The sequence below is a fragment of the Breznakibacter xylanolyticus genome, assembly GCF_003254275.1.
Taxonomy (GTDB): Bacteria; Bacteroidota; Bacteroidia; order Bacteroidales; family Marinilabiliaceae; genus Breznakibacter; species Breznakibacter xylanolyticus.
In genome coordinates this window covers 1-4258 of record NZ_QKZK01000073.1, presented here as the reverse complement: position 1 = coordinate 4258, position 4258 = coordinate 1, and the positions used below count along the sequence as shown (strand labels likewise).

Below are 4258 nucleotides of genomic sequence, written 5' to 3'. Positions count from 1 at the left end.
TGCAAGTGAGGTTCTTTGTGTCATGTCGTTTTTTGACACCAAAGATAGGGGGACGGATTATGTGCTAATAGATGGGGTTGGTGGGGGGGATACTAATAGGTTATACATTTCTTTGTATATTAATATTGCACACAACGGTTGCGCATATGCCTAGTGGCGGATTGCGGACGATTCAACTGTCAAACCGTGGATAAGTTTGAGCGGGCGAAAAGCCTTGCAAAACGCAGTAAAACCGCCATTAGGTATATGCGATGTTAGCCCCTGGCCTTTTGTTTTCCAAATATAGTAATCTTTTTAGTCCTTCAATATGTTAAAGACTTTCTGTGTGTGAAGATTTTCAGGATGTGGGTTGGGCAGGCAGGCTTTTTTGCAGCCTTGGGTTTGTGGGCGGGTCTGCGCGGGCTGCAAATGGGCCTGAATGCGGAGGGTTGGGGCTGGTGATGGGGGATTTGGGGCGGAGATATGTTAATTTTTTTAAGAAATGAAGGGATGTTATTAAGAAATGAAGGGATATTTTTAAGAAATGCGATGATAGCCGACGGAAATGCAGGGATAGACCAAAGAAATGGCGAATGTATTGACGGAAATGCGGAATATTTTGAAGGAAATGGCGAATGTTGGGAAAGAAATGCCTACATTGGACAAAGAAATGCGGAATATTCTGGAGAAATGCGGGGATAGTTGAAAGAAATCCAGTCAGAGACTCAGGAAATGCGGGGATAGAGCAAAGAAATGCGGGGAAAGTCATAAGAAATGTGGATTGTGGGGAGAGAAATTGAAGATTCCGACAGCGAAAGGCTCTCTAATTACAGGAAGACAAGTTGAGCATGTTTTATGGTGTGAAAGGGACTTGTAAAAAGTACCAATCGACATGGACAACCAATGCATTGTTTGCAGCGACGTACAACCTTTGGGCTGCCAAAATCCCGTTGATTGAACAAAACAGGGATGCCCAAACCATTGAAACCACAGGTGTAACGACCGACAAGAAGGGCAAACGTGCCGTGATGACTGAAAAAACGCTGTTTATGAGTAACCGATTACAGTCGTTTGGAAATACAACAGGTAATGCGGAGATATTGGAAAGCGTACAATATCCAGCTTCGTATTTGAACAAAGCCCGTGACACGGATGTGATTGGAATTTGTAATGCCGTATTATCAAGGGCTGTTGCCAACGCTACAGCTTTGACAGCTTACGGTGTGACGGCTGCCATGATTACTGATTTACAAGCTTCGATTACAGCTTATTCGGCTACGCTTGCAAAACCCAAAAACGCAAAAGCCCAAACCAAGACAGCCACCGAAAATTTGACCAAACTTTTTAAGGAAGCCGAAGATTTATTGGTGAAACGGATGGATTTGGATATTGAACTTTTTAAAGTATCGAAACCTGATTTTTACAGTCAGTATAAAACCAGTCGGATTATTATTTCAACAGGCGGTAAGGCGACTGCCCTGCTTGGTAACGTGACGGCTGCCGAAAATGGTGAACCGTTGAAAAACGTGACTTTTACCTTTGCACCTGAAAGCAACGGGATGTTAAAATCGGCTTCGGCTGTTGCGGTTGACACGATGGTGAAAAAGAGTGCCGAAAAGGGGAATTTCAGGATACCAAGTATGCCAGAAGGCACCTATACCGTGACAGTGAAAAAGGTGGGCTATAAACCACAGGTTGTGACGGTGAATGTGGCGAACGGGGAAACGACGAATTTGAAAATTGAGATGGAGAAGAACTAAGATAAGAGCAAAAGGGGCGGTGACGCCCCTTTTGTCTTCAAAACTCATCCCCCATGAGTACATTTGTTATAAAGAACTGCAATAGCAATCAATATTGCAAGACCAATTACGAATGTCTTAAAAGTATCTGTGCCAGAACTTTCTTTATAATAACTATTGCTCGCTAATAATTTCCGAAAAGTATCACCAATTAGAAAACTTATAATAATCAAAAAAAAGAATGCAAATATTGAACCGACAACAATAATCATAATTCAAGAATTACCTCAATTAAATGATATTTTCACTGTATCAATAGAACTTTTACATTCTGTACTAATCGTCCATAAAAGCAAGTAAGATGTACTGCTTTTCCCTGTAAAAACGGTATTTGGATTAGTTATATCATTAAAATTACCACCGACGCCAGTATATACAGACCATTTGCCGACGCCAAAACCAATTTCAGGTTTATTAGCAGCTAGAACCGTATTTGTCTTATTTGTGATAACTTGGTCTGTACCTGCATTGGAATATGATGGATAACGATTAAAACTTACATGAACATTATCATAGGATTTATCACCAGAATACGAGGTAATTGTCCACTCTAATGTATACTGACTACATTTGATACCGGTAAAAGTTGTATTTGCAACTGTGTCATTTTCAAATTTTCCACCACTACCATCTATTATTGACCATTTACCTTTACCTTGATATGCTAAAGGCACATTTGCATCAAGAGTTGTTGAAGTTCTGCCATCTGACAAATATTGATCCAAACCAGCATTTGCTTTAGTCGGTCCCCCTAAAATGAATGTATTTATTTCTTCTGTTGCTTGTGCACCTTTATCGTCTTTTGCGACAACTTTTATTTTATGTTTACCTGCAGTTTCATTCTTAGTATCCCAATTGTATTTATATGGATATATAGTTGATGAACTTACCCCTATATCGTCAATATAAAATCGAACTTCGGAAATATTTCCATCTTCATCATTTGACTCAACCTGAATTAGCAATACATCACCTACTTTAATACTATCATTATCAATTGGCTTTATGATTTCACAAACAGGGGAACTGTTTTTTTCATCATTATTTTCACAACTATAGAGGATTGAGATAAAACACAAACCTCCAATTACGATCTGAGAAATTGAATTTTTCATTTTTTCATTATTAAGTATTAGATTATTAAGATTTAATCATTTGTCTTTTCCTGTATACTAAAGATTTTCAATTTACAAAAAGATGGGTTGGAAGAAAAGCATGTGTGCGAAAGATCGCGTTTGTTTGTGTGGGGGGCTTGAGCACTCTTGCTTTTGTGCGGAGGATTTATTTTCCTGTTTATACAGATTGTCTGTTTTTTTCATAGGCTTGGGGCTAACGTTACGCATATGCCTAGTGGCTGATTGCGGGCGATTCAACTGTCAAACCGTTAATGGGTTTTAGCGGGCAAAAAGCCTTGCAAAGTGCAGGAAACCAGCCATTAGGTATATGCGATGTTGTGCTTAGTTCTTCTTTTATAGATAATCATTGTGATAAAAAAAATAGGGATAATAAAGGAAATATAAAATACAATTTTATAAAATCTAGTTGTTTCTTTTATACTTAAAATATTTCTACCATTTATATTAACCTCATAAACATGAAAAGTCAAATTTTTATCAGTATTAAAGTCTTCTTGATTATAGAGTAGATTAACTTGTCTGCCTGTCACTTCATTCGATTGAATAAAACTATAAGCCTCTATGTCGTTGTCCTGAATTGCAAAACTGATTGGTATATCTTTTATTGTAAGTGCATAAGCATTACTTAAGTTTCCTCTTCCGAATTTTATTTTTTGAACATTAGTAATAATGCCTTGTACTTGTGTCAACATTTCTTGTTGAATATAAGCTCTTTTGTAAGTAGTATATTGCAAATGAATAAAAATAAACAGAATTCCTACAAAAATTATTATTCCTAATAGCGGATTTTTGGCTTTTTTGTTTCTAGTCATATTGAATTAATGGTTAAGTATTAAAATTGTCACTAATGACAAATTTTTAAACTTTCAAATCTCTAACAGATCGCATGATAGATTCATAAGTTACTGTAATTAAAGTCTTTTTGAATTAAGCACAACGTTACGCATATGCCCAGTGGCTGATTGCGGGCGATTCAACTGTCAAACCGTGGATACGTTTGAGCGGGCAAAAACCTTGCAAAGTGCAGTAAACCAGCCATTGGGTATATGCGATGTTGAACTAAATCCCTAACGGGATAGCTCTCCATATTGCCCCCTAAAATTACTTTTTATTATCCATTACGCAGTAATAGTTTTTAATTTATCACATTAAAAACTATCACTATGAAACAGAATCCAGGTTCTACAATCATTGAGAACGCGAAAGCTACCATTACCGGTTTTCAACAAGTTTACGACCGACTTCAGCAACAAGTCATTCTTCGCGGACAGAGTCAAAGCACCCTCAACAACTACATCCGACAAGTGGCAAAGATTTCCCTACACTTTGGCAGACTACCGGAAT

5 protein-coding genes are annotated in these 4258 nt (G+C 37.7%); 3 read left to right on the top strand and 2 right to left on the bottom strand.

Annotated features, from left to right (window positions below):
- The first annotated feature begins 489 nt into the window (after positions 1–489).
- A complete protein-coding gene (locus tag LX69_RS17315) occupies positions 490–681 on the top strand; it encodes a hypothetical protein (protein ID WP_111447280.1) in 192 nt (63 codons plus the stop codon).
- A 146-nt stretch (positions 682–827) separates the two neighbouring features.
- Positions 828–1739 (top strand): carboxypeptidase regulatory-like domain-containing protein, encoded by a 912-nt coding sequence (locus LX69_RS17310; RefSeq protein ID WP_111447279.1) that lies wholly within the window; start codon positions 828–830, stop codon positions 1737–1739.
- A gap of 266 nt (positions 1740–2005) precedes the next feature.
- Here the strand turns inward: LX69_RS17310 and LX69_RS17300 are convergent, their stop codons facing one another.
- Positions 2006–2893: an Ig-like domain-containing protein gene (locus LX69_RS17300; protein WP_111447277.1), complete on the bottom strand. Its 888-nt coding sequence runs from the start codon at positions 2891–2893 to the stop codon at positions 2006–2008.
- Between the two features lie 320 nt (positions 2894–3213).
- Complete coding sequence (locus LX69_RS17295; protein WP_111447276.1) at positions 3214–3726, bottom strand: hypothetical protein; 513 nt, start codon at positions 3724–3726, stop codon at positions 3214–3216.
- Between the two features lie 351 nt (positions 3727–4077).
- Between LX69_RS17295 and LX69_RS17290 the strand changes: the two genes are divergently transcribed.
- Positions 4078–4258 (top strand): hypothetical protein (locus LX69_RS17290; protein ID WP_221621417.1); only part of this gene is annotated, 181 nt, incomplete at its 3' end.